15 protein-coding genes and 1 other RNA gene are annotated in these 23739 nt (G+C 40.6%); 5 read left to right on the forward strand and 11 right to left on the reverse strand.

Translation table 11 applies throughout. From position 1 onward, the window contains the following. Positions 1-148: 148 nt before the first annotated feature. Entirely contained in the window at positions 149-2305 is a 2157-nt protein-coding gene (locus tag P20439_RS12815; RefSeq protein WP_008467480.1) for an exonuclease domain-containing protein, read from the reverse strand. A gap of 188 nt (positions 2306-2493) precedes the next feature. Here P20439_RS12815 and P20439_RS12820 point away from each other — a divergent pair, with 188 nt between their 5' ends. Beyond that, positions 2494-3918 carry a sugar porter family MFS transporter gene (locus P20439_RS12820; protein WP_008110937.1) on the forward strand — a complete coding sequence of 475 codons (1425 nt, stop codon included), beginning with the start codon at positions 2494-2496 and terminating at the stop codon, positions 3916-3918. Positions 3919-4074: 156 nt separating this feature from the next. On the opposite strand, the gene P20439_RS12825 is transcribed toward P20439_RS12820, so the two are convergent. The 3 genes from P20439_RS12825 to P20439_RS12835 all read right to left on the reverse strand — a co-directional run bounded on the left by P20439_RS12825 (position 4075) and on the right by P20439_RS12835 (position 8154). Continuing rightward, complete coding sequence (locus P20439_RS12825; RefSeq protein ID WP_008110938.1) at positions 4075-6831, reverse strand: response regulator; 2757 nt, start codon at positions 6829-6831, stop codon at positions 4075-4077. Between the two features lie 208 nt (positions 6832-7039). After that, positions 7040-7136: signal recognition particle sRNA small type (gene ffs, locus P20439_RS18295), an RNA gene on the reverse strand. A 139-nt stretch (positions 7137-7275) separates the two neighbouring features. Beyond that, the gene (locus P20439_RS12835; RefSeq protein WP_008467482.1) at positions 7276-8154 is read right to left on the reverse strand and encodes a DUF3014 domain-containing protein; all 879 of its coding nucleotides are present in this window, start codon (positions 8152-8154) and stop codon (positions 7276-7278) included. 173 nt (positions 8155-8327) lie between these two features. On the opposite strand from P20439_RS12835, the gene P20439_RS12840 reads away from it, so the two are divergent. Further along, positions 8328-9473 (forward strand): patatin-like phospholipase family protein, encoded by a 1146-nt coding sequence (locus P20439_RS12840; protein ID WP_008467484.1) that lies wholly within the window; start codon positions 8328-8330, stop codon positions 9471-9473. A gap of 10 nt (positions 9474-9483) precedes the next feature. On the opposite strand, the gene P20439_RS12845 is transcribed toward P20439_RS12840, so the two are convergent. Continuing rightward, positions 9484-11457: a monovalent cation:proton antiporter-2 (CPA2) family protein gene (locus P20439_RS12845; RefSeq protein WP_008467486.1), complete on the reverse strand. Its 1974-nt coding sequence runs from the start codon at positions 11455-11457 to the stop codon at positions 9484-9486. A 127-nt stretch (positions 11458-11584) separates the two neighbouring features. On the opposite strand from P20439_RS12845, the gene P20439_RS12850 reads away from it, so the two are divergent. Then, positions 11585-12481 (forward strand): GGDEF domain-containing protein, encoded by an 897-nt coding sequence (locus P20439_RS12850; RefSeq protein ID WP_008467488.1) that lies wholly within the window; start codon positions 11585-11587, stop codon positions 12479-12481. Positions 12482-12536: 55 nt separating this feature from the next. Here P20439_RS12850 and P20439_RS12855 read toward each other — a convergent pair whose 3' ends face one another. The 6 genes from P20439_RS12855 to lpxB form a co-directional block, all read right to left on the reverse strand. Further along, positions 12537-12878 (reverse strand): hypothetical protein, encoded by a 342-nt coding sequence (locus tag P20439_RS12855; protein ID WP_008467489.1) that lies wholly within the window; start codon positions 12876-12878, stop codon positions 12537-12539. Next, complete coding sequence (gene tilS / locus P20439_RS12860) at positions 12875-14185, reverse strand: tRNA lysidine(34) synthetase TilS (RefSeq protein WP_008467491.1); 1311 nt, start codon at positions 14183-14185, stop codon at positions 12875-12877. The genes P20439_RS12855 and tilS overlap by 4 nt, the downstream gene beginning before the upstream one ends. A gap of 322 nt (positions 14186-14507) precedes the next feature. After that, a complete protein-coding gene (gene accA / locus P20439_RS12865; protein ID WP_008467493.1) occupies positions 14508-15464 on the reverse strand; it encodes an acetyl-CoA carboxylase carboxyl transferase subunit alpha in 957 nt (318 codons plus the stop codon). A gap of 16 nt (positions 15465-15480) precedes the next feature. Then, complete coding sequence (dnaE, locus tag P20439_RS12870; protein ID WP_008467494.1) at positions 15481-18972, reverse strand: DNA polymerase III subunit alpha; 3492 nt, start codon at positions 18970-18972, stop codon at positions 15481-15483. Positions 18973-18974: 2 nt separating this feature from the next. Continuing rightward, positions 18975-19574: a ribonuclease HII gene (rnhB, locus tag P20439_RS12875; RefSeq protein ID WP_008110956.1), complete on the reverse strand. Its 600-nt coding sequence runs from the start codon at positions 19572-19574 to the stop codon at positions 18975-18977. After that, positions 19564-20721, reverse strand: coding sequence for a lipid-A-disaccharide synthase (gene lpxB, locus P20439_RS12880; RefSeq protein ID WP_008467496.1), 1158 nt, complete (start codon positions 20719-20721; stop codon positions 19564-19566). Before lpxB ends, rnhB begins: the two co-directional genes overlap by 11 nt. A gap of 291 nt (positions 20722-21012) precedes the next feature. Between lpxB and P20439_RS12885 the strand changes: the two genes are divergently transcribed. Beyond that, positions 21013-22596: a cytochrome ubiquinol oxidase subunit I gene (locus P20439_RS12885; RefSeq protein WP_008467498.1), complete on the forward strand. Its 1584-nt coding sequence runs from the start codon at positions 21013-21015 to the stop codon at positions 22594-22596. Next, positions 22593-23732 (forward strand): cytochrome d ubiquinol oxidase subunit II, encoded by a 1140-nt coding sequence (cydB, locus tag P20439_RS12890; protein WP_008467499.1) that lies wholly within the window; start codon positions 22593-22595, stop codon positions 23730-23732. Before P20439_RS12885 ends, cydB begins: the two co-directional genes overlap by 4 nt. Positions 23733-23739: the final 7 nt, after the last annotated feature.

Genomic DNA, 23739 nt, shown 5'->3' on the forward strand with positions numbered 1-23739 from the left:
TCATGGGATTGCAAAGCTCACAGCGATTATTTTTATAAGCGCAGTTTTAATCGCCCATTAAAAATAGATAAACCTATTTTTTAATACCCTGTATTTATACATAAGGTACTTTACTTTACGCACAATGCATTTAACTGACGTAAATCTATCACTGACTGTCCGTTTGCTGAACCAATAATAATAACTGCGCGGCCGCTTTGGCATCGTCTAATGCACGGTGATGATTGGTTAAGTCTAAATTAAAGTGTGCCGATAAATTACCGAGTGAGTATGACTTTAATCCCTTAAATGCTTTGCGTGATTCAACGACTGTACACAGTTTCGGCATTTTAAAATTAATCCCTATCCTCTCAAGCTCTTTTTTAATAAATCCATAATCAAAATTAACATTATGCGCCACAAAAATACTGCCTGATAATTGATTCAGTAACGGCGCTGCAATCTCGCTAAATATGGGTGCATTGCTTACCATGGCATCGTTAATGCCTGTAAGCGAGGTAATAAAACGCGGGATGGGACGCTCTGGGTTTATCAATGTGGTCCATGTATCAACTATTTCGCCCTGCTTTATTTTAACAATACCAATTTCGGTAATACGGTTACCGCCTTTGAGGCCTCCTGTAGTTTCAATATCAACTACACTATAAATACGGTTAGGGTCTACATACCACTTCACCGCTGCAATATTGACTTTAAAACCACTGTTTTTTAAATTATCGATGCTCACTAGCTGGTTTCTTTTAAGCTTGTCTCCGGGCGCTTTTACCTCCTCAAAATGAACTGCGCTGTTATCAACAATCATTAAATCGGGGTAACCATCTTTTAATTGTCGGTAGTTTTTTGCCATATTTTTTAAATGGCTTAATAGCGCATTTATCGGGCTGTTTAAAATAAGCATCTCTAATGGCTTTAATACATCTTTGTGCCATCTAAATAAGCCATTTGGTTGCTCATAATACTTCGCTGCATAGTTACACACTAAACGCAGCAATTTTTGGGTACTATTACACGCAGCCAGCCGCGCTTCTATTTGTGAGGATTGATTTAAATAAAATGTATCTGTTTTTAAGGCTTGCGGGTAAATATCAAACTCATTGCAGGGTGGGGTTGGGGTTTCAATAAAAAGTTCCTGCCAAAAAACCAGCGCAAATAAGCTTTGCCACAAGGTATTCTCAGTATAAAAAACGTGTTTACCTTGGCGAGTGTAGTGATCACTTACACCTAACTCAACATCGCCACGGTAAAGTTCATCAACTTCTATAATACAGCGTGTACTGGCTAACATTTCACTAAGCCGTGAGCGTGTTTGCTTGTTAAATTTGCGCATTAAAAAGTCATCCGCAAAGTACAGTAACTCATCGGTGAGTGGATTTTCTATAATTTTCTCAAGTTGCACCTTTACCCATTCTTTATTGCCTAAACGGTATTGCTCTCTTATTTGAATTTCTAGTGCGTGCGCATCGTCTTCGCAAGCATTAAGTACATCAAACGCAAGTGTTGGGTTAGTTGCTTTTAGTTGCTTATAAAGTATAACCAGTAACTTGTTTTTTAACTCTTGTGCAATAACCCCCAACGCTACTTCATTTATTAGCTGCTTTGCTAGTACCTCTCTTTCATTGTCATCTTTTGTATTTTTAAGCGTTAGTCGCAAACGGTTTAATGCATAGTTAGACTGCGCTTCCTCAATTGAGTCAAAGCGCGACAAGCTTTCACTATGCTCTTGCCTAACAGGTGTTACGCCTAAATCTCGCAGTACAAATCGATTTTGATGATTAATATCGCCTGCACTGAGCCTGCCGATATATAAAAATTCAAAATACTCGTAATACTCTTCTCTATTATTTATCACGTACTGATTATATAAGTGTGCAAGACACTCTGGCTTAGATTCAAAGAATGAACTAGCTATTTCAACTAAGTTACTTTTAGCAGCGCTTTTTTTAAATAATGGTGGTTGTTCTTGCTTTTCTAGCAGCTCTATTAAGGCCGGTTTTGTTAGGTGACTTAGTAGTTGCCTATGATCTTTATTAGAGGGTTCTACAATTAACTTTGCCGCTTTTAATTTAAAAAGTGCTTGGTATGGCGAACTAATTTCTTCGTAGTTTAATGATTGGGTTTGAACTAAATAAGGCTTACGAGAATAAATGCGCGCCAACATACACTGGCTCTGCTCGTCGAGCGTATTTATTTTACTAATAAATGAAATATGCTTTTGCTCGAGTAAATGCATGCATTTCTCGCTCACAAACGTTAATAGCTCTCTAAAATGTGCCAAATAATATTTCGCTGGTAACTCTTTTTTCATAAAACCGCCCACACTGTATATAAAAACAGTATCTAGTATCTCGTTATTTTTATCAACCCAATAAATTTTTATGCATACGTATTACTATTGAAATATCTTTTTAGCGTGATCACTCTGTGCTAAGGTTGCCAGCAAATTTAGTGCTACTTTAACTTCATTACACATAATAAAAATTAGGATTGAACAACATGACGACACAGCATGCAACTAAAGGTGAGCATAGCGCACAGACTAAGTGCTCGCTTTTATATGTTATTTTTATATCGGCCATTGCCGCTATTGGTGGCTTTTTATTTGGTTTCGATTCGGGCGTTATAAACGGCACCGTATCGGCATTAGGTAATACATTTAACTCAAGCAGTGTTGCAACTGGTTTTAATGTTGCATCTGTATTATTAGGTTGTGCGCTGGGGGCTTTAGCTGCTGGCCCATTAGCTGACAAATTTGGCCGTCGCGCTATTATGATTGTCACTGCCATTATATTTGCAGTCAGCGCTTTTGGCTCTGGGGTTGCCGATAGTTCTGCTGAGTTTATTTTTTACCGCTTATTTGGCGGATTAGGCATAGGGGCAGCCTCTGTTTTAGCACCTGCTTATATTGCAGAAGTAGCACCAGCAAGTTTACGTGGTCGTTTAGCGACATTACAACAACTCGCTATCGTACTTGGTTTATTCGCAGCCTTTTTAAGTAATTACCTAATTGCTAACGCCGCTGGCGGTGCCGAAGGTATTTTAATGTTAGATTTAGCCGCATGGCGCTGGATGTTTTGGGCTGAACTTGTTCCTGCAGGGTTATTTTTAATTGGCGTACTTTTTATTCCTGAGTCACCGCGTTACCTAGTCGCACAAGGTAAACTTAAACACGCTAAAACTGTATTTAATAAAATCTCAAATGACGATGCTGATACGCAAATCAATGACGTGAAGCAGTCTCTGCAAAGTGATAAAAAACCAAGTATTCGCGACTTATTTATTGATGGCAGTAAAAAAGTACATCCTATTGTTTGGGTGGGTGTGGCTTTATCAGTTTTCCAACAATTTGTTGGTATTAACGTGGTATTTTATTACGGCTCAGAGCTTTGGCAAGCCGCTGGTTTTGACGAATCACAATCACTGTTTATTAATGTGCTTGCCGGCACCACCAATATTTTATCTACCTTTATAGCTATTGCCTTAGTCGATAAAGTAGGCCGTAAGCCACTACTATTGGTAGGTAGCATAGGTATGTTTATTAGTTTAAGTGCACTTACCTACACCTTTGGAAGTGCAGGCCTTGATGAAGCGGGCAAATTAGCACTTAGCGAAAATATGGGTACCTTTGCATTAATAATGGCTAATTTGTTTGTGGTATTTTTTGGCTTAAGTTGGGGCCCTATAGTGTGGGTGCTACTTGGCGAAATGTTTAATAACCGTATTCGCGGTGCGGCCCTTGCTGTTGCAGCTAGCGCGCAATGGATAGCTAACTTTGCTATTACTATGACCTTCCCGATTATGCTCGGCAGTATTGGTTTAGCTGGCGCTTATGGCTTTTATGCCTTATCGGCATTTATTAGTGTATTTTTTGTGGTCAAATACATCAAAGAAACACGCGGTATGAAATTAGAGTCAATGTAATTACTTAGCCTGAGTAGCATCGACTTGCCATTAGTTTACTCAGGCTAATCCTCCGTCCTATTATCTTTCTGCTCATAAAACTAATTAGATACATTTAACCATTTGGCAAGCGAATACTCTCTGGCACGGTGTAAGCTTTTGCCTGTTGAACCATTATCAACTGAGTATATTACCAATCACAGTGTATAAATCATCACTATTAATTGGTTTGGCAATAAAGTCATCCATACCGGCTATTAAGCATCGCTGTTTATCTTCTTCATAGGCATTAGCCGTAATCGCTACTATAGGCACTCGCCAACCTGTTTTAAGTTCCATAACTCTAATCGTACGTGTGCATTCATAACCATCCATGTTAGGCATTTGGCAATCCATTAAAATCAAATCAAACGATTGCTCTTTTAATACATCAAGAGCCTTAATACCATCCTCGGCCATAACAACCACAGCTTTAGTCGGCTCCAACATTTTTGAAATAACCTGCCGATTTATCGCATTATCTTCTACCAACAGTATGTGCTTACCCAGCAGATTTGGTTGCAAAGCTGCTTTTTTAGGTAAGGTTGAGGGAGCGTCTGCTGACTCTGGTGCACTAATACTAAACGCAAACGTACTACCTTTACCCTCTTCGCTGTTTAACTGAATTTCACCGCCCATCATTTTTATCAGCTTTTGAGAAATAGCCAACCCGAGCCCTGTTCCCCCATATTTACGAGCAACGCCCACATCAGCTTGAGTAAATTCGCTAAATAACAGTGATTGCTGTGCCTTCGCAATACCAATGCCACTATCTTCAACGCTAACTTGAAGCTTATTATCGTGATAATCAAACGACAAATTCACAAAGCCTTGCTGCGTAAATTTATACGCATTAGAGAGTAAATTAATGATCACCTGATTTAAGCGTAATTCATCAACACTAATGCACAGTGGCAAATTCTTAGATTGAATAACCGTAAATTCTACCTCTTTGGCAGCAACAATAGAGGAAAATAAAGAACGTATATTTTCGATAAATGGAGTTAGCTGCGTAGGCTTAATATTTAACTCCATGGCATTTGCTTCAATTTTAGAAAAATCTAAAATATCGTTAAGAATATTAAGCAAGTTTTTTGCACTTTTTTGTTGTGTGATTAACAACTCCTTTTGTTCGGTACTTAAGGACTGATCTCGAAGCAAAACCTCTCCCATACCTAATATGCCATTCATAGGTGTTCGAAGTTCGTGACTCATGTTTGCTAAAAATTGTGACTTAGCAATATTTGCTTCATTGGCGAGTTTAACTGCTTGTGTTAATTCAGTTGTTTGCTCTGCGACTTTCTCTTCTAATTGCTGATTAAAATGACTAAGCTGTTTATTGAGATCTTCATTTTTTACATTAGAAGTTTGCAAACTTTTAATTGAGTGTTGTAGTGCATTGCCCAACATTTCAAATTGTTGCTGTAGTTGCAGCACTTCATACCAACTAGAATCTGTATTAAATACGTGTTTTTTAGTTTTACTAAAGCTATTAATTAAATGAGTGAGCTCTATGATGGGTTTAACCAACAAATGGGTAAATTTATGAATAAATAAAACCACTAGTGCAATAGAGCATAATCCTAATAACATAGTAGGCAACCATGCAGCCACTACCACCATAGTTAAATGTTTACGATTATATAACGATATAACCTGCCAACCTGTGTTGTCGTCAACATACTGATTTGTATGGTACATCTCGTTATCATTTGAGCGAAAAAGTTGATTGCCACTGAGGCTTTGAAGACTAAGTTCCTGCTGCTTAAAATCACTGAGCGCAGCAAACTGGCTTAACGAACTAAATACCACTTTTTTATCTGCATCTAGAACAAGTAAATCCCCATTATATTCAAATAAATTTGGTATAAACCGCTCTAATTGATCTAGCTTAAGTGATCCCTCAACGACCCCATAAAACTCATCATTTTTATAAATCGGGGCGGAAAGCGCTACAATGGGTTGATCGCCTAATCCTCTGCCTTGAAAAACACCACTGATGTAGCCCAACGGGAACTGCTGAGCTTGAGCAAAATAAGGACGATCATTAATATAACGCTGACTCTGACTCAAACCACTGAGTAATTCACTCGGCATACTTTTCTCGACATAACCTTCAGAGCTGGCATATAGACTAGTTACAAAGCCAGGATATAATTCCATTAGCCGCTCTAACTGCTGTTGTATTGATACCCCAGCACTTATTGCATCACTGGTTATTACCATGGCACTTTTATGAAACAATAAATAATCACTCAGCTGGGCACTGATCGAACGAGATTTTTCTTTAAGTTGAGTGTTTACTTCGTATTCTAAGCGCGAATAATGCTGATTAACCAAAAAGGCACTGGTGATCAAAACCACTAAAGCAATAATTATACTTACAACATAGCTTAATATTCGGGCCAGAGGCTGCCCTTGATAAGCTCGGCTTGCATGGGGGACAAATATACTCACCAAGTCAACCAAAGCCAACGCTATCATAGCATTGATTAAGTATTTTGAGGCAGCCACAACAAGTGTGAGCCAAGGCAGGCCTATAACAAAGTGACCCAAAACCCACACCAGTGGTAAGCCCACTAAAAACCAAAATACGGCGCCTAAAGGAAGTATTGGCTTAGAACGCTTTAAACAAAAGACATAAAGCCAAAATAGCTCAAGTACATAAACAACACTGGTCCAGCTATGCCCCCAGCGATAAAATAAAAAACCAGTTACAATCGCTAAACTAAGGAGGGAATAACGAAGCCCTGCAAACACTAGGCTAAGTATTACAAACGTCTGACCAAATAAAAATTCAGAGCTATCAAAAAAATACAGAGGTAGAAGGTTAGCGCAACCTCCAATAAGCCCGAGTAATATTGCCAGCGCCCATTTATTCCTCTGAGATGCCATATTGACCCTTTATAGCTTTATTGAACACCTGCGGTGTATAGTATAATCACGAGTTTTAATTATTACTTACCCGTTAGCTATTGTCTATAATGACAAAAAATTAGCTAAGTGCGTAAAAGCTAGAATTAGCGTACGAATAACAAAATAAAATATTAGAAAATAGATAAATGGAATTTTAATACACCCAAATGAGGAATTTGGGTGGCAGTCTTACCAGCCACATCTCGGCACACACTTCACAAACTGTGGCTGCTCCCTTCCGGGCCTGACCAGGTTCGCCTGCTAGTGTTGCGAGAGGACCAATAAGACTACCATTGAGGGCCTTGGTTGGCGCGATTGAGATTATCTCTACTTTTGCTCTGTTATTCAAGGGATAATCAAAAAAGAAAGTGCGATTGCATACTTCATATACAATCGCAGTCTATTTAGGTGTTAAAGCGATTATTAATTGCTCTCTAACTCTGCTTTTATGTTACGTAGTGCCGCTTTTACTTTTTTCATATTCTCTGGGCCCATGCGTAAAAGTTGCTTTTGCGCTGCGGGTAATTGTTCCCATTCAGAAAACGCATACTGATAAGTCACTGAGTCACGTAATAGAGGTAAACTGCCTTTTGGCTCAGGAGTATCAAGTAACAGGTCAATGGCATCTTCAAGTGTTTGAGTAAACTCATCATCACTATAGCCAATTTCAGTGTATGCGCTGTTGATCAGCGGTTTATATTCTTCATATAAACGCACAGCTTGTGCTGCACTCATACTTGTTAATATTTTTACATACGGGGTATAGCGTTCATAACTATTAGGGTCAATTGTTAAAATATCGCCTTCGTTTACACGAAAACCCTCTTCTAACTTTGCAACTGGGGTGTGCTTGGTAGCCACTTTGCCTTTTGCTAAATTATCGATAAACACCACACCACGACGAATAACATCATCATTTAGCACTAAGCTCATCGCTACATCACCCAAATATTCATCTAATTTTGCAATGACTACAGGGTCGCTGTCGTTTAACGTTGGTAAAGGCACAATCTCGGCTTCGGGCTCAACCTCTGGACGCTGAGCTGGAACGGCTAATTCGGCAGGTTTTTCAGGTTTAACAGAAGGCGCACCCACCACAGGGTCGTTTTCAGGCTTTAGCTCCATAATAGGTTGCTCTTTTACCGGTTCTTCAACCTGCATTACTGTTTTTGGAGATTCACTTGGTTTTAATAAAACAAACGCAGCGACAATAATGATGATTAGTAAAATTACCCCTGCAAAGATAAGGTTGTTATTCGGCGGACGTTTTTGAACATCTGATTCTGATGGTTTATCTGACATACGAACTCCATAAATATAAAAATGCGATGCTGTTTAGAGTACTCTAAACAGGTTTAATTCATTAACTCCACTAATTATTTATTAATGTAGCTAATGTATCCTTTGATTCTTCTAGCTTAAAGACTTACAGTGCATAAATAAAGTAAAGACAGTGAACAGTTTAAATACGTAACATGAAAATTAAGCAAGTCGATCCTAGTAAACCTAAAATTGCCTTATTACTTACAGGTGGTGGTGCCCGAGCGGCTTATCAAGTCGGCGTATTAAAAGCCTTAGCGCAAAGTATGCCCAGAACTGCCCCGCTGCCCTTTAGAGTGATAAATGGTACATCTGCTGGCGCAATTAATTCTGCGGCGTTAGCGTGTTACGCTTCATGTATGCATTTAGCCGTTAGAAAGCTAGAGACAGTATGGAAAAACTTTTCCACCTCTATGGTATATAAAAGTGACTTTTTGAGTGTGTTTGGTCATATTACTCGTAATATTTTAACTAGTTTTCAGTCTGAGCATATAAACCATCCACCGGCGAGCTTATTAAATAATCGGCCACTTAGAAAGCTATTAAACGATATTCTTGATTTACATCGAATTGAACGTAACTTACATCGTGACTACTTAGAGGCGCTGTCGATTACAGCATCTAGTTATACGACCGGTGATTCTGTTGCTTTTTTTCAGTCAAATACGCAGCATTCTTGGCAGCGAGCAAAACGCGAAGGTCGCGCTACGCGAATTAATGTTGAGCATTTAATGGCCTCAAGTGCTATTCCTATGGTTTTTCCTAGTGTAAATATTTATAACCACTACTTTGGTGATGGTTCTATACATCAACTTTCACCTTTAAGCCCGTCTATTCACTTAGGGGCAAATAAAATATTTATTATTGGTGTTGAACAACCCAAGGAGCCTCACCCTCCAGGTTACTCTGCGCATTTCCCCGGGCTTTCTGCTGTAGCAGGCCACTTACTCGACAGTGTATTTACCGACACTATGCAATCTGATTTAGAACGATTAGATCGAGTAAATCGTACGCTGGGGTTATTACCCGATAGACAAAAGCATCAAGAGTTAAAACAAATAGACAGCTTTATCATTAACCCCTCGCAAAACTTTAATGCAATTGCAGCGCAATACTATGATGATATGCCTTGGGCAATTAAAGTGTTACTGCGTATGATCGGGGTTAAAAAACGCTCTCAGTCGAGTTTAACCAGTTACTTATTATTTGAAAAACGCTATACCCAGCACTTAATTCAAATTGGATACGAAGATGGCATGAAGCAACTGCCCGAGATGAGAAAGTTTTTAGAGCTAGACTAAGAGGCTACTCTTACTCAATGCCATCGAGCAAGTAATGCTCAACATGCTCTACTCGCCTCGGTTTGCCTTGTAGCACTAAAATATCGTTTGCGTATAATATGGTATGATCTTGTGGTGTGTCTATTTCTTCGCCCTCGCGGCGAAGCGCCTTAATTAGCACTTTTCTTTTTGCTAAATTGAGTTCGCTAATTGCTTTATTAACCGCAAATGCTTTATCTGGTAAGGCTATTGCATGTAAATACTCTAAACGCTCTGGCAAGTTGGTATCGCTGTCAATATTTTCGCCGGCAAAAAAGCTATGCAATAATTTATAACGGTTTCGTCGCTCACTACTAACACGGCGAATAATACGGCTCATTGGCACACCAGACATTGACAAAACATGCGACACCAACATTAAGCTTGCTTCAAGCGCCTCAGGCACAACCTCAGTAACCCCTAGCGCTTTTAAGCGCTCTAACTGACTATCATCACGGGTTCTTATGAGTATTTTAACCTTAGGTGCAACCTGTTTAATGGCATTAATGACTATTTGAGTTTGTTGAAATTCGGTAAAAGTAATAATGACTAGTCGCGCTCGCTCTACCCCCGCACACTTTAAAATATCTTTTTGCTCAACATGACCAAATATTAAAGGCTCGCCCGCCGCTTTTCCTTCTTGTACTAAAATGGGGTCGCTCTCTATTGCCACATAATCAATTGCCTCTGGGGATAAAAAGCGGGCAATAGTTTGTCCTACTCGAGAAAAACCGCATATCACCACATGGTTATGATAAAGCGTGCTACTTTGAAGCTCGTCTTCAAAGGCAAACTTTGCGCGCTCTAACATGCCTAGTCGTTTTAAAATAAAAGGAGTTTTATCAATTAAATAGGGCGTAAGCGCCATAGAAATTACGCCCATGGCAATTAAAAATGATACTTGCTCAACGCTCAGCAAGTTATGCTGTGCAGCGAGTGCAATTAACACAAAGCCAAACTCACCCATTTGCCACAACATTATAGCGCACGCTAACGCATCTTTTTTTCGCTCTCCCATAAATAAAGAAGATAACATCACTACGGCAATTTTTAAGATTAAGATGCCCATCAAGGCAACAATAATAATACCCGCATGATCAACAACAAAACCAATGTCTAACTGCATCCCCACGGTTACAAAAAATAACCCCATGAGAATATCGCGAAACGGGCGAATATCCGCCTCTAATTGATGACGATAGTGGCTCTCCCCTAGCATCATGCCTGCTAAAAAAGCGCCTAATGCCATTGATAAACCAAAGGAGTATGTGAGTAACCCTGCAAACAAAGACACCAATAACGTGGTTAATACAAACAGCTCATCGCTTCGTGCTAGTGCCACTTCTTTAAACACCTTGGGCAAAACCCACTTGCCAATAGCCCATAGCAATACGCACACAAACGCGCCTTTAGTCAGCGCAAACAGTAATGCCCAACCAATACTATTGGGATCACTGCTGGCAAATAAAGGCAAAATAATGAGTAACGGCACAACCGCAATGTCTTGAAATAGTAAAACACCGATTGCCAATTGCCCTCGGCGTTTATTTAAATCACCACTCTCTTTTAATAATTTAGCAACCACTGCCGTAGAGGAGAGCATAATAATAATGCCGATGGTAAAACTAGTTAATAAACTAAAATTTAATAAATAAAGGATTAAAATAAGCAAGATACTGCTGACTATGACTTGCAATGAGCCTAAGCCAAATACGATATTTCGCATTGCCATTAAGCGCGATACAGAAAACTCCAGCCCTAAACTAAATAACAAAAACACAATACCCAGCTCAGCAATAAAGTCCATTTCATGGCTTTGTGCCATCCAACCAACACCATGGCCACCAGCTAGTAAACCTACCGCTAAATAAGCTAATACAGGGGGAAGCCCTATTCGCTTAAATAGCCATACAAATAGAACCGCAGCAACTAAAAGTCCAAAAACCTGAGCATTAATATTTTGCAATGCAATCCTTATAATCAATCAATGGAATGTAACTTAACTGTAGCAACCGTATAAGTTTCAGCCAGAATGTAAATATGGCATATAACCTGCTTAGTTATAAAAAGTAATACTATAGGGGGAAGAAATAGTGGAAAACGTTCATATTTTGACACAACGTATCTCTGGTCGCGGCGAATTTTTGCCGTTCTCAGCAGAGCAATATAATAGCAATACACCGACAGCACTGCATGAGCTAGCAGCTAAACTGCAAACGAGCTTAGTTTTAGAAGATATTTTAGGAACGTTTGCAAATTTTGCAAAACAACTGCTTAATTTTTCTGGTGTGCATTTTAAAGCAACAAGTATTGATGTAAAAACACCCAATAGTGATGTTGAAAATCCAGCGTACTCGTTTGATTTAAAAGTTGAAAATGAGTACTTAGGCACATTAACTTATTATACAAAATATCCGCTTAGTGCGGCTATTGAGAAAAAGCTTCAACACTTTCATAGTGTACTAATTTATCCATTGCGCAATGCGCTTATGTATAACCGTGTATTAAGGCTAGCCACAAAAGATTCATTAACCGGATTAAACAACCGTAGTCAATTTAATGACATGTTGCTACAAAAGCTTGAAAATCATCGACGTAACGGTCATTCGTTTAGTTTAATGCTGCTTGATTTAGATAATTTTAAGCAAGTAAATGACAACTATGGTCATAAAATTGGCGATGACGTTTTAATCGAGTTTGCTGCGGTTTTATCTAGTAGTATTAGGGGGACTGATTCGGTATTTCGCTTTGGTGGCGATGAGTTTTCAATATTAATCGAAGACCCGGCTTTTACCACCAATAAAGTGGTGGCTGAACGTATTATGCGTTTAGTCAGAAACTCACCGATTATGTCTAAATACAACGTCACAGCCAGTATTGGTTTTACGCTGACTAATAGCGACGATTGCCAGAACGAGATATTTTCTCGCGCAGATAAAGGCTTATATAAAGCAAAAGCATCTGGGCGAAACTGCGCAAAAGCCTATTAAGTAATAAAAACATTATTTTTAAAAAGCCTAGCCTCCCCCGCTGGGCTTTTTTACGCTACTTTTTTAATATCACGTGCTTATAAATGAGCAACATGGCGCAAAAGCCAAAAAAGAAGCCACTGAGTAAATTAAGCAATGCGGCAATTGTCGCAAGCGGTGTAAAAAGCACTAACAGTAATGGCATACTCACCCCTAAAATGAAAAATACGCCCCCTTTACCTAACCAATAGGCAAGTAAAATGGCGGCACATACCATACCGCCCAACACAGCGTAGCCTAATGTAATTATATTAAGGGTTAAAAATACATTCGCTAAAACCGCAATCAATAGCGTAATTAATATGCCAGTAGGTGCCTTATTTATAAGCGACAGCCCAACATGAGGTTGTTGACTCATGATTTATACTCCCAAATAAAACCAGTATCATCTTTGTGGTTATCACTAATAAAATAGCCAACCACTTGAACTAGCTCATCATTGTAAAAAATTAATGGAATATCAGCACGTAGCCAAGGCGCTACTTTTGCATCTTTAAACCAATGCTTAAGGGTATTACTGCCGGGCTTTTTTAGTGGTTTAATACGCGCACTATTACAGTTAAAACGAACACTGACTTGTTCATCAGGTTTAGGGGCGCGTATACCTATTCCCTGCAGGCATTGTAGTATTTTTCCGTCATTCAGCACTAGTTCGTGACTTGTTACGCGTTCAATATTAACGGCTAAAGGCCTCGGTTGCACAAAATACAGATAACCTTGGTGGCGGCGTATTTGCCCACCGCTTAGCTCAATAACCATTTGCGCATCAGCTTGCGCATGAATAGCCTGACTCATTATTTGCATTAACTGTTTTTGCGAAGGCATGGTATGGGTAAATAGAGCCAGCCATGCGCGCAGAAGATTCGCAATGCGAATAGCGCTGTAATGAGCCATATTTTGTATATTAAGCGCCTGATGTTGGTTAATACACTGTGCGAGATCTTGCTGGGTATATTCATCAAGCAGTGCTTGTTGCTGTTGTAATAATTCTATACTACGGGCTGTACACTGCTCAAACCCAGTAAAACGCTCTGCCAACTTGGGCACGATTTGTTGACGCAAAAAATTACGATCAAAGCATTCATTGGAGTTTGATTCATCAGTAATATGGCTAATATTAAATTGCTGCGCAAACGCTTCTATGTCGCTGCGTTTTACCCCAAGTAATGGCCTATAGCACTCACGGCCACTTTCAAGCACGCGAGTTTGCTGCATAGCGCCGAGCCCTTTTAAGCCTGAGCCGCGCTTTAAACGAAGTAGAAATGTCTCTACTTGGTCATTTAAATGCTGGCCTAACAAAATAACACTATCACTTGGGCTGTGTTCATCAAGCGCTTGATAACGCGCTTCGCGAGCCTGCGCTTCAATACTGGTGCGCGATTTCGGCTCAATAATGACGTTTACCGCCTTAAAACCAATTGAAAGCTGCTCACAGCGTGCTTGACAAAATTGCTGCCAGTGATGGGCGTTATCACTTAAGCCATGATTGACATAAATTGCACTTAAATCTAATTGCGGGTACTGCTGTTTTAACCCATGCATAATATGCAATAGCACGACCGAATCTACCCCACCAGATAAGGCTACTGTAAATATGAATTGCCCATTTTCTAAGTAGTAATTAAGGGCTTTTTTTACCTGCAGATAAATAGGTGTTTTGTGCATTAATATACCCAATGAGTAAATTGCTAATAACCCGAACAATAAAGGCTCTACGTTACGGTATTTAAAAAAAAAAAAAAGCCGCATAGGCGGCTTTTTTCTCTATTTAACCTGAACTTTGGTTAAGAGATTTACTAACATATTGAATCATAGTAATAATTAGATTTATTCTCTCTAGCCAGAGATTTAAAGTGAAAACAAGGCGAATTTTCGCGTCAATAGCTGGCCTATTGCAAGTAAATTCAACGCAGTTAGCGCTGAAAATAGCTGCTTGAGATAGATTTATTATCCAGAGTTCAGGTTATTTAGCTACATTTAGCTATTTTTAACAATAACCAAACGACATTAAACGCTTGTAACGTTGATCAAGCATCTCTTCAAGCGACAACGCTTGTAGGTCTGCTAAATCGCGCTTAAGGCGTACTTTTAAGTTACGCGCCATCGCATCATAATTACGGTGCGCGCCGCCTAGAGGCTCTTCAACTAAATTATTAATTAAATCTAGCTCTTTAACACGCTCTGCTGTTACACCCATTGCCTCTGCAGCCAATGGTGCTTTGTCAGCACTTTTCCATAAAATAGAGGCACAACCCTCTGGTGAAATAACCGAGTAAGTGCTGTATTGCAACATGTTTACTCTGTCGCCCACACCAATGGCTAATGCACCACCTGAACCACCTTCACCAATAACAGTACAAATTGTTGGTACTTTAAGTGCGGCCATTACTTTTAGGTTGCGTGCAATTGCTTCAGACTGACCACGCTCTTCAGCGCCAACACCAGGGTATGCACCTGGGGTGTCGATAAAGGTCATAATTGGCATTTTAAAACGCTCTGCCATTTCCATTAAGCGCAATGCTTTACGGTAACCTTCAGGTTTTGGCATGCCAAAATTGCGTTTAATCTTTTCAGCAGTACCACGGCCTTTTTGCTGACCAATCACCATTACTGGTTCACCATCTAAACGGGCTACGCCGCCTAAAATGGCAGGGTCGTTAGCAAACGTGCGATCACCCGCAAATTCGTCAAATTCCGTGAAAATACGCTCGATATAATCTCGAGTATAAGGACGCAACGGATGACGTGCTAACTGTGATACTTGCCAAGCGCCTAGTTCAGAGAAAATTTTCTCCTTCATTTGTGCGCTCTTTTCTTTAAGTTTGCTGACTTCCTCTTCTAATCCAAGGTCTAATTCGCCAGCGCGGCTTACATTTTGTAATTCTTCAATTTTTGCTTCTAATTCTGCAATTGGAAGCTCAAAATCAAGATAATTGAGGCTCATGCTCTAAACTACCTAATTAGTTAAATTCTAGTTCTACATTTTGCGCTGCCATCAGCGATAACTTATGAATTAAGTCGTCACTTGGCGTAACACACCATTCGATCCCTAGGGTTAATTGCACCAACGCATCGGGGCGTTGATAATATACCTTGATCGGACACGTTCCCATTTTGTATGGTTCGAGTACTTTTTGTAATTTGTCGAAGAAACCAGCCTCGATCTGCACCATATTCAGCGTCATCTTAATCGCTTTTATACGCTTTTCACGCGCCTGAGCAATGGTGTTTATTTCTCTGGCGGTCATTGTAATACCACCAGAGAAGTTATCAAAGCTGACCTGTCCGGATATCACCAAAATATTGTTGATTTGCAACATATCTTGGTACATTTCAAACTGTTCTGGAAACAAGCGTACATCAATTCGGGCGCTTTTGTCATCTAAAGTTATCAGCCCCCAACGATTTCCTTTTTTATTAATTAAGGTTCTCGCTGCAATCACTAAACCTGCTCCAGTTGAGAGCACATCACGATTAGTTGGTTGTAAGTCGATGAGTCGACCACTGGTGTAATGCCCAAGCTCTCGTCGATACTGGTTTATAGGGTGACCGGTTAAGTAAAGGCCTAGGGTGTCTTTTTCGCCATCAAGCCACTGATTATCCGTAAGCGGTGTCGCTTTTATAAACGCTTGCTCTACTTCATCAGGCTCTGTAGCAAGTAAACCAAATAAATCACTTTGCCCTAATAATTCAGCTTTGTTGTGCTGATCGGCTGCGCGCATCGCATCTTTTAAGCTGGCTAATAGTGTTGCTCGCCCAGGTTGAGTTTTTTCAGGCCCTAGTTGGTCTAATGCGCCTGCATAAATTAATTTCTCGGTAACGCGTTTATTTAAGCGTTTTAAATCAACACGCGCACAAAAATCAAATAGGTCTTTAAATGGGCCGCCTTTTGCTCGCGCCTCTAATATGGCATCAACCGGCGCTTCACCCACACCTTTAATTGCCCCTATGCCGTAAACAATCTCACCTTGAAGGTTAACAGTAAACTTGTATTCACCGGCGTTTACATCGGGCGGTAACAAAGTGAGTTTCATGTTTTCACATTCATCCACCAGCGTGACTATTTTGTCGGTGTTATCCATATCAGCCGACATTACCGCCGCCATAAACTCGGCCGGATAATGCGTTTTCATCCACAGCGTTTGATACGATACTAATGCATAAGCTGCTGAGTGAGATTTGTTAAAACCGTAACCCGCAAACTTTTCAACCAAGTCAAATATTTTTATTGCCAGTTCGCCGTCAATACCGTTGTTACGTGCGCCTTCTTCAAAGGTTGAACGCTGTTTTGCCATTTCTTCAGGCTTTTTCTTACCCATAGCACGACGTAACATGTCGGCGCCGCCCAGTGTATAACCGGCCAGTACCTGCGCTATTTGCATAACTTGTTCTTGATACAAAATAATGCCGTATGTCGGCTCAAGAATCGGCTTTAAACTTTCGTGTTGGTATTGCGCATCGGGATATGAGATTTCTTCTCTGCCGAGCTTTCGGTCGATGAAGTTATCTACCATGCCTGATTGCAGTGGACCTGGGCGGAACAAGGCCACTAAGGCTATCATATCTTCAAAGCAATCGGGCTTTAATCGGCGAACTAGGTCTTTCATGCCGCGTGATTCTAGCTGGAATACCGCGGTGGTTTCAGCGCGCAGCAGTAGTTCAATACTTTTTTTATCATCCAATGGAATGGTGTTGATATCGACCGGCTGCTTGCCTTCACGCTTTAAGCGCTCATTGGTCATATCCAGCGCCCACTGTAAGATGGTCAGCGTACGTAAGCCTAAAAAGTCAAACTTAACCAAACCGGCGGTTTCTACATCGTTTTTATCAAACTGAGTAACCGGAAACTTGCCTTCATCATCACAATAGAGCGCAGCAAAATCGGTAATCGTGGTCGGCGATATTACAACCCCTCCTGCGTGTTTACCGGCATTACGGGTACAACCCTCAAGAATACGACACATGTCGATTAAGTCTTTAACTTCTTCATCGCCGTCGTAGGCTTCTTGCAAACGAGGTTCAACGTCAAACGCTTTAGCCAGTGTCATCCCAGGGTCGCCCGGAATAAGCTTAGAAATACGATCAACAAATCCATAAGGATGACCAAGTACCCGGCCTACATCGCGTATAACCGCTTTGGCCGCCATAGTACCAAAAGTAATAATTTGCGATACCGCATCACGGCCATACAAGGCCGATACGTGATCAATTACTTCATCACGCCTATCCATACAAAAATCGACATCAAAGTCGGGCATAGAAACACGTTCTGGATTCAAGAAGCGCTCGAAGAGTAAATCGAACTCTAGTGGATCAAGGTCGGTAATTTTAAGGGCATAAGCTACTAAGGAGCCCGCACCTGAACCACGCCCTGGACCTACAGGAATATTGTTATCTTTACTCCATTGAATAAATTCCATTACGATCAAGAAGTAACCAGGAAATCCCATTTGGTTAATTACATCGAGCTCTATCTTTAAACGCTCATCGTATTCGCCGCGTTTTTCTTGGCGTTCTTGTTCATCAGGAAATAAAAATTGCAGTCGTTCTTCAAGTCCATCTTGTGAGACTTTAACCAAAAACTCATCAATTTTTAATGAGCCTGTAGGGTAATCTGGTAGGAAATACTCACCTAATTGAACGGTTACATTACAGCGCTTTGCGATTTCTACGGTATTTTGTAACGCCTCTGGAATATCACTAAATAGCTCTGCCATTTGTTCTGGCGTTTTTAGGTATTGCTCTTGTGAAAAACGCTTTGGTCGGCGTTTATCATCTAGGGTATAACCATCAAAAATAGCCACCCGAATTTCATGGGCTTCAAAGTTTTCTGGCTTTAAAAATACCACTTCATTGGTAGCCACTACTGGCAGTTGCTCTGTGGTTGCAAGCTCCACTGCCATGTGCAAATAATTTTCTTCTTGAGCACGGTTGGTGCGAATAAGCTCAATATAATAATGATCGCTGAAGTGCTGTTTATAAAAGCTTACCACCGACTCAATAATAGCGGGGTTGCCTTTTATTAATGCTTTTCCTAAATCGCCATCTTTTGCACCCGAGAGTATGATGAGCCCCTCTTTTAAATCAACTAACCATTCACGGTCAATCACTGGGCGATGAAACACATGACCACGTTGGTAAGCTTTAGAAATCAATAAAGTAATATTTTTATAGCCAATGTTATCTTTGGCTAATAATGTTAATCGGCTTGGTTCGTCGGGGAATTCTGGGCTACGTACCCAAAAATCCGCACCAACAATCGGCTTAATACCCGCATTATGCGCTGCGCCATAAAAACGCACTAAACCACAAAAGTTCATTTGATCGGTAATTGCCAGCGCTGGCATTTCAAGCTCTTGTGCCTTAGCAACAATTGGTTTGGTTTTTGCCAAACCATCAACCATCGAAAAGTCTGAGTGCACTCGTAAGTGAACAAAATCAGGAGCTGGCATAATTACTCCTTACCCGAAAGCGCAAGCACACGCTGCACCGGTTTAAAGCTCTTACGATGCTCATCTATAGCGCCGTATTGCTCAAGCGCTGCAAAGTGTGCTTTGGTTGGATACCCCTTATGCCCTGCAAACCCATATTGTGGATAGCGCGCATCAAGTTCAATCATTTCATCATCACGGGCCACTTTTGCTAAAATAGACGCGGCTGATATTTCAGCGACTAAGCTATCGCCTTTCACCACTGCTTGAGCAGGCATAGCCAATTTAGGAAGGCGGTTTCCATCTACAAACACAAATTCAGGCACTGTGCTAAGTGCTTCCACCGCGCGGCTCATGGCAAGCATGGTGGCTTGTAATATATTTAGCTCATCTATTTCGCTTGGGCTACAACGACCAATGGCGTAACACAGTGCTTTTTCTTTTATTTCGATGGCTAATAATTGGCGTTTTTTATCCGTTAATTTTTTAGAATCGGCAAGGCCTGCGATTGGCTTAGCGGGATTTAAAATAACAGCGGCAGTAACCACATCACCCACCAGCGGTCCACGACCCACTTCATCTACGCCGGCAATTAGGGTTACATTAGGTCGTTCAATTTGCATTTATTAACTCCGCCACTGCATTTGCAGCTTGTTTACTTGCATCTAATCTAATTTTTTCATGTATGGCTAAAAAGCGGGCTTTTAATTCTTTATTATCGCTATTTAGCATAGGAGTGAGTGCCGCGGTTAAATTAGCGACATTACATTCGCTTTGCAAAAACTCTGGCACTAACTCTTCGTCTGCTAATAAATTAGGTAACGAAAAATATTTAATATTAAAGGTAAATAAGGTTTTAAAAATCCAATAACTTAGTGGTTTAATTTTATAACCAACCACCATTGGCTTTTTGTATAACATGCCCTCAAGCGTTGCCGTACCTGATGCCAGTAATATAGCATCGGCGGCTTGCATAGCTAAATTTGATTGCCCATCCAGTAAGTTAACATTAAGTGAGGGCGCTGTGGCATTTAAAATAGCAATAAACTGCGCTTTGCGCTTTGCGTTCACCAGTGGCACAACGACTTTAAGCGCAGGGTTCTGTGCTTGCAACTGAGACGCTGTTTTTATGTAGGTTTCACTTAACAAGCCCACTTCTGAGCCCCGGCTCCCGGGTAATAACGCTAACACCTTGTCATCAGCACTTAAGCCTAGTTGGATGCGAGCTTGGCTATCGTCGTGCTCAAGTGCAATGTCGTCGGCTAATGTATGGCCTACAAAAGTACAAGGTACTTGGTGCTTGTCGTAAAATTCTTTTTCAAAAGGTAATAAAGCCAATACTAAGTTAGTGGCTGCACTTATAGTGTGAATGCGTTTTTCACGCCACGCCCATACTGAAGGGCTAACATATTGCACAGTTTTAATGCCCGCATCTTTTAATGGTTTTTCTACACGTAAATTAAAATCGGGCGCATCAATGCCTATAAACACATCAGGAGGATTATCAATAAAGTGCTGCACAAGTTGTTTGCGAATTTTTAGTAAACGCGGTAAACGGCCTAGGACTTCAACCAACCCCATAACCGACAACTCATCCATATCAAACAGCGTTTTGCAGCCTTGAGCTTGCATTTTAGGGCCTGCAATACCTTCAAAAGTGGCATCAGGAAAGTGTATTTTAAGTGCTTTTATGAGCCCTTCACCTAAAATATCGCCCGACAGTTCACCTGCCACAATACCAATTCGTAGTTGTTTTTTATCTTTTTTCATTTGCTATTTTTCACAAGTAAACCCGGCGTTCATACCGATTAGTTTACCGTGTTTTAAGGCTAGGTTAAACGCTTAAAACACACCACTTTTTTATCGCTTACTCTTAATTGATGATTGCGTATTTTATAGACTGATGTAATGTCATAGTATATTAAAGTTTTCTAATATACATATTGACAAAAATTGTACAAACGCTAATAATGATGCAAACTTTCAGAAATTACTGAAAGTTTATTAAAACATTAACAATTGCTTTGTGCTGTCACTGCATCACAACCAAAGGAGCCAAAAATGATAGATGAAACCTTTGTGGATCTATCGCGATTACAGTTTGCTGTCACCGCTCTATTTCATTTTTTATTTGTGCCGTTAACAATCGGTATGACCTGGATTTTAGTTATCATGGAATCGGTTTATGTTATGACCGGTCGCGAAATTTATCGTGATATGACTAAGTTTTGGGGCAAGTTATTTGGTATTAACTTTGCTATTGGCGTGGCGACGGGCCTCACCATGGAATTTGAGTTTGGTACTAACTGGTCGTATTACTCGCACTATGTGGGTGATGTATTTGGTGCGCCACTGGCCATTGAAGGCTTAATGGCCTTCTTTTTAGAATCAACCTTTGTGGGAATGTTCTTTTTAGGTTGGGATAGGCTCTCTAAACGCCAGCATTTAGGGGTCACATTTTTAATGGCGCTGGGCACAAATATGTCTGCGCTATGGATTTTAGTTGCTAATGCGTGGATGCAAAATCCAGTAGGGGCTGAGTTTAACTATCAAACCATGCGCATGGAAATGACTAGTTTTGCAGAGCTGGTATTTAACCCTGTAGCGCAAGTTAAATTTATTCATACTGTGTCTGCAGGTTATGTTGCTGCATCTATGTTTGTGCTTGGGATTAGTAGCTGGTACATATTAAAAGGACGTGATTTGGCATTTGCTAAACGTTCGTTTTCGGTGGCGTCTGGCTTTGGTTTAGCCTCTATTTTATGTGTTATTTTACTCGGTGATGAATCTGGCTACGAAGTCGGTGAAGTACAAAAAGTAAAACTCGCGACCATAGAAGCTGAATGGCATACAGAAGAAGCTCCAGCAGCCTTTACTGCAATAGGTTTCCCTGACTCAGAAGAGCAAGTCACTCATGCTGCAGTAAAAATTCCCTACGCATTAGGTATTATTGCAACGCGCTCACTTGATGAGCAAGTGATTGGTATTTCAGATCTTGAGAAAAAACACGAAAAGCGTATTCGCAATGGCATGATTGCTTATGAATACCTAGAAAAACTTCGCGCAGGTGACGATACCCCTGCAAATATCGAAAAGTTTGATAACGTCAAAGATGATTTAGGCTATGGCTTATTACTTAAACGTTACACTCATAATGTGGTAGATGCCAGCGAGGCACAAATACAACAAGCCGTTAAAGACTCCTTCCCTAAAGTGGGCCCTATGTTTTGGTCATTTAGGATCATGGTTGGCTGTGGTGTAATTATGCTTGGCGTATTCATCCTTTCTTTTTATTACAACGCCCATCGTATTATTGAACAAAAACGTTGGTTGTTGTGGGCGGCGGTATTGAGCATTCCTCTGCCTTGGATTGCTATTGAATTTGGTTGGATTGTGGCTGAATATGGCCGCCAGCCATGGGCTATTTCTGAAGTATTACCGACCTTTTTAGCAACGTCATCGCTGACGGTAAATGATATTTTAATTAGCTTGACCGGTTTTATTGTTTTCTATACTGGATTAGCGATTGTTGAAGCATGGTTAATGATTAAATTTATTAAGCAAGGCCCAAGCTCCCTTCATACCGGTAAGTACCATTTTGAATTACCTGATCACAGCACAGCTGCTAAAGGAGAACTATCATGATTTTTGATTATGAAACATTAAAAATGCTCTGGTGGTTAATTATTGGTGTGCTGTTAATTGGTTTTGCCATTACCGATGGTATGGACATGGGCGTTGCTATGTTACTGCGCTTTGTGGGCAAAACAGACAGTGAACGGCGTACCGTTATTAATACCATTGGTGCCCACTGGGATGGTAACCAAGTATGGTTTATTACTGCAGGCGGTGCCTTGTTTGCAGCGTGGCCTATGGTTTATGCGGCAGCGTTTTCTGGTTTTTACTTTGCCATGATGCTGGTGTTATTTGCATTATTTTTTAGGCCTCTTGGCTTTGATTATCGCTCTAAAGTTGACTCTAAACGCTGGCGTAATAACTGGGACTGGGGCTTGTTTGCCGGTAGTGCCATACCTGCGCTGGTATTTGGTGTAGCGTTTGGTAACTTGTTTTTGGGTGTACCGTTTCATATCGATAATTTATTGAGAGTTAGTTATCAAGGGTCGTTTTTTGCCTTACTTAATCCGTTTGCGCTCATTGCCGGCTTAGTTAGTATTACCATGTTAATTGCACACGCGGGAATGTGGCTACAACTGCGAACCGCTGATCAAGTTGCTGAGCGCTCAGGACAATATGGTCGCTACTCATTACTTGCCTTTATAGTATTATTTGCAGCGGCCGGTGTGTGGGTTGCCAACCTAACAGGTTATCAAATTGCCTCTATGGGCGACACCCAAGGCCATGCAGATCCACTGGCTAAAGTAGTTACCACTGCTCAAGGCGCATGGCTTAATAACTACAGTGAACGTCCATGGACAATGACCTTCCCTATTTTGGTATTTGCAATGGCACTGTGTGCACTGCTGTTTTCTAAAGTAAATAAGCCCGCTTTGGGATTATTAGCAACCAGTGTGATGTTAATTGGGGTGATTATGACTGCGGGCGTTTCGTTATTTCCGTTTATTATGCCTTCAAGCAATAACCCTGATATTAGCTTAACAATTTGGGATGCGGTTTCGAGCCACAGAACACTCAATGTTATGTTTATTGCTGTGGTTATATTTGTGCCACTCATTTTAGCTTACACCACCTGGTGTTATGTGAAAATGTGGCGCAGAGTGACCGTTGATGAAATTGAAAATAACCCTCACGGCAGCTATTAAGGAGACT

Source organism: Pseudoalteromonas sp. BSi20439 (genome assembly GCF_000241165.1).
Lineage (GTDB): Bacteria > Pseudomonadota > Gammaproteobacteria > Enterobacterales > Alteromonadaceae > Pseudoalteromonas.

Bases quoted from the DNA above. Each gene is read 5' to 3' on its own strand.
- P20439_RS12840 (WP_008467484.1), top strand. From the start codon at position 8,328: ATGAAAATTAAGCAAGTCGATCCTAGTAAACCTAAAATTGCCTTATTA.
- P20439_RS12815 (WP_008467480.1), bottom strand. From the start codon at position 2,305: ATGAAAAAAGAGTTACCAGCGAAATATTATTTGGCACATTTTAGAGAG.
- P20439_RS12885 (WP_008467498.1), top strand. From the start codon at position 21,013: ATGATAGATGAAACCTTTGTGGATCTATCGCGATTACAGTTTGCTGTC.
- cydB (WP_008467499.1), top strand. From the start codon at position 22,593: ATGATTTTTGATTATGAAACATTAAAAATGCTCTGGTGGTTAATTATT.
- P20439_RS12825 (WP_008110938.1), bottom strand. From the start codon at position 6,831: ATGGCATCTCAGAGGAATAAATGGGCGCTGGCAATATTACTCGGGCTT.
- rnhB (WP_008110956.1), bottom strand. From the start codon at position 19,574: ATGCAAATTGAACGACCTAATGTAACCCTAATTGCCGGCGTAGATGAA.
- tilS (WP_008467491.1), bottom strand. From the start codon at position 14,185: ATGCACAAAACACCTATTTATCTGCAGGTAAAAAAAGCCCTTAATTAC.
- accA (WP_008467493.1), bottom strand. From the start codon at position 15,464: ATGAGCCTCAATTATCTTGATTTTGAGCTTCCAATTGCAGAATTAGAA.
- lpxB (WP_008467496.1), bottom strand. From the start codon at position 20,721: ATGAAAAAAGATAAAAAACAACTACGAATTGGTATTGTGGCAGGTGAA.
- P20439_RS12820 (WP_008110937.1), top strand. From the start codon at position 2,494: ATGACGACACAGCATGCAACTAAAGGTGAGCATAGCGCACAGACTAAG.
- P20439_RS12855 (WP_008467489.1), bottom strand. From the start codon at position 12,878: ATGAGTCAACAACCTCATGTTGGGCTGTCGCTTATAAATAAGGCACCT.
- P20439_RS12835 (WP_008467482.1), bottom strand. From the start codon at position 8,154: ATGTCAGATAAACCATCAGAATCAGATGTTCAAAAACGTCCGCCGAAT.
- dnaE (WP_008467494.1), bottom strand. From the start codon at position 18,972: ATGCCAGCTCCTGATTTTGTTCACTTACGAGTGCACTCAGACTTTTCG.